The following is a 2,721-nucleotide window of genomic DNA, read 5'->3' as shown; positions in this document are numbered from 1 at the left end:
CTAAGACATTCACGTCAGATAAGTTGCGTTATGCGAAGAAGCAATTATCGCCGTTATTGAACAACAGAAAGCCTCCGGGAGAGCAGATGGAAGGGAAACTCGACAATACGATAGAATAATTCAGCAACAAAAAACGACATTAACAAAGATATAATTAAAACTAGCCCGATTGGTGCTTCATTACCAAGCAACCTGACAACGCATTGAAGGACGATAGCGTGCGTCAAGTATAAACTATAGCTTATCGCCCCAAGCTTCAGCAGCATTGGCCGATTCAGTATTTGCTGAAACTTTTTCGATCCAAGCGCCACTGCTAGAAGAAGAACCGATCCGATGCTCGCGGTCTCGTCCTTGAAGATAAGCAGCATACATAACGCAAGGAGTAGAAGAATAGCCCGCAATTTGAGCCGACCGTCAAAGTCAGGAATTTCACCACGGGTAAACCGCACAGCCAAAAATATTCCGAAAATAAAAGGCACAAGAAAATGAAACGTTATATCCAAGCTGGATTGGATTGTCTCCGCAGTAAATGGGACAGAATTCGCACGAAATCGATTTAAAATCAAATCACCCCCTATAATTAGAAAAAGCGGCCATGGATATCGTGTCGCGAAAATACACAGTAGCGGTATTATCATAGAGATGCGGAGCTCATACACTAAGCTCCATGATACAGTGTTGATTTTGTTCGCCGCATGCGTTCCCGCGAGCAAGAAGAATTGCAGGATCGCACGCGAGTCGAGCGAATCGCTCCACATATCATTGAAAGTGACAGCTGTATATTTCAGTGGCTCTGGCTTCAATACGAGATACGCCGCGATCGCGATCAATCCGGAGGCCGCGTACGGGCCATAGATTCTGATGAGCCTCCGAAGGAAGAAGATGCCGAACGTTGTACGCTTCGCGCTTGTGATAACCCCATATGATATGACGAAGCCACTCAAAACGAAGAAGAATATTACGCTGGAGCGTCCGTTGATAAGGACGCGAAATGGGGTGATCCTTACGATATGCTCAAAAAATGGGACTGTCATATAGTGATGATGTAGAACGACAAGCAATGCCGCCAGGCCGCGCAGCGAATCGAGGTAGTCCAGCCTCACCGCCGGCGGTGGCGTTATTAGCGATCCGGGCCGATCAGCCGCGTTCAACATCGAGCAACTCCAGACGCGTTTAACGCAACAGAACCAACCTTAAAGACGGGTACTGAGGACAGCCTCATAAAAGGCGATGTGCTGATCTGCTAATTCACCCCAGTCCGGCACGCGATACTGAGTTGCTCGCTTTCTGAAATCCGTAATTTGCGAGGGCTCACTCTCGAGGACAATCAGTTTCATCGCCGCATCTGTAGGCGACGTGACTCGCACAGTGCAATGTACTAATTCTGGAGAAGTAATATTAGAATGCGTTGTCAAGATCACAAGTCCGTTCGCAAGGCCGGCGAGCAACGAACCTCGCTTTTCTGCAGCGCCATCTGGGTACGGCATATATCCGTATTGGTGGACAGCAAGCAATTGAGATACATCATCCTCTTTTAGATTCAAATGCGTAGTCACATTCCCCATTTTGGCTGCGCGCACAATATGTTCAGCGTATTCGGCATTTGACTCGGTCACCGCGCCGATCAAGCTAAAAGTGAAATCCCCTGCCACGTGCGGATCGTTTGCGAGGCTCAAAAAATCTTCGATGCCCTTGTGTGGCGTAAGCAAGGTGAACATACAGACTGATTTCAAGCGCCTTGGTCTCTGTGGCGCCCGTGGTATGTTGCTGGGTATGGCTAAAATCGCTTCGTTTGCAGGTGAAGGCCTTAGAGTTGCATTGAAATAGTCACGTTCCGTTCGATTCGTGAAGATTCGGCCACGAGTGGCATATGCGAAGGGTAAGAACCACGGCCGCCTGAGTAGGTGAAAGTTTTTGTACTCATGAATCGTGACGATTATAGGTGTCGATCTTTTCAAAAAAGGAATTATGCAGGGGGCAATCGAACGTCCATACCCGATAGAAGGATATTGCACATGAACCACATCATGATCCATGCTTATAATAGATCGTTTGAGCGTGAGTAATTTTTGAATTTCTGGTTTACCGTCCAAGCTGATTCGATCGACCAAAACATCTTTGTTTTCGAGCGACCGGGCGAGGTGCCCTGTATAATCGCCCACGCCGCATGGCGATGGCGGCCAAGTTCCGCAAATCATCGCGATTTTCAAAGACATCTTGCACCTGTCCACGTAGCGCCGGTGGATGCGAGGATACCGCCGTGGACGGTATGACCTCCGCGGATCGCTCGGTCGAGCCCGCGGCCGGACGATCCGTTTGGGAAGCGGTCCCTCGCGGCCGGGGGGGCATACCACACGCTGAAGCTTTCGACATGGGAAACTCGGAAGGCCCGTTCTTCCCCGGATCTAGTGGTGCGAGTCTAACACTTGGTGCCCGCGCTTTGCGGCCTGGATGATGCGATCCGTGTCGGCGGTCCAATCGAAGGGCCTCGAATTGCCGTTGCTTTCGGCGATGAAGCGTTTGATGGCGGCCTGCACCCCGATCAGCGATCCGAACACGCCGCGTCTGAGCCGGCGTTTTGCGAGTTTGGCGAAGAAGCCCTCGACGGCATTGAGCCACGAGGCTGAGGTCGGGGTGAAGTGGAAGGTCCAGCGCGGGTGGCGGTCGAGTCAGGCACGGACCTTCGGGCGCTTGTGGACGGCATAGTTGTCCAGGGCCTGG

Annotated in this window: 2 protein-coding genes and 1 pseudogene; all 3 read right to left on the bottom strand. The window is 50.9% G+C overall.

The window, feature by feature from the left end; translation table 11 throughout:
• Window positions 1-53 precede the first annotated feature (53 nt).
• The gene (locus OXS27_RS32045) at window positions 54-1,154 is read right to left on the bottom strand and encodes an acyltransferase (RefSeq protein ID WP_267361686.1); all 1,101 of its coding nucleotides are present in this window, start codon (window positions 1,152-1,154) and stop codon (window positions 54-56) included.
• 39 nt (window positions 1,155-1,193) lie between these two features.
• The gene (locus OXS27_RS32040; RefSeq protein WP_267361685.1) at window positions 1,194-2,216 is read right to left on the bottom strand and encodes a hypothetical protein; all 1,023 of its coding nucleotides are present in this window, start codon (window positions 2,214-2,216) and stop codon (window positions 1,194-1,196) included.
• 189 nt (window positions 2,217-2,405) lie between these two features.
• A pseudogene (locus OXS27_RS32035) lies at window positions 2,406-2,721 on the bottom strand (transposase); the annotation flags it as partial.

This window comes from Methylobacterium sp. GC_Met_3 (assembly GCF_026540775.1).
In the GTDB taxonomy this organism is placed as follows: domain Bacteria; phylum Pseudomonadota; class Alphaproteobacteria; order Rhizobiales; family Beijerinckiaceae; genus Methylobacterium.
Note: the sequence above shows the minus strand (reverse complement) of the source record. Positions and strands in the feature narration are given on the sequence as shown.

What these genes read in the sequence shown, in the direction of transcription:
- OXS27_RS32045 (WP_267361686.1), bottom strand. Translation starts at nt 1,154, where the DNA reads ATGTTGAACGCGGCTGATCGGCCCGGATCGCTAATAACGCCACCGCCG.
- OXS27_RS32040 (WP_267361685.1), bottom strand. Translation starts at nt 2,216, where the DNA reads ATGTCTTTGAAAATCGCGATGATTTGCGGAACTTGGCCGCCATCGCCA.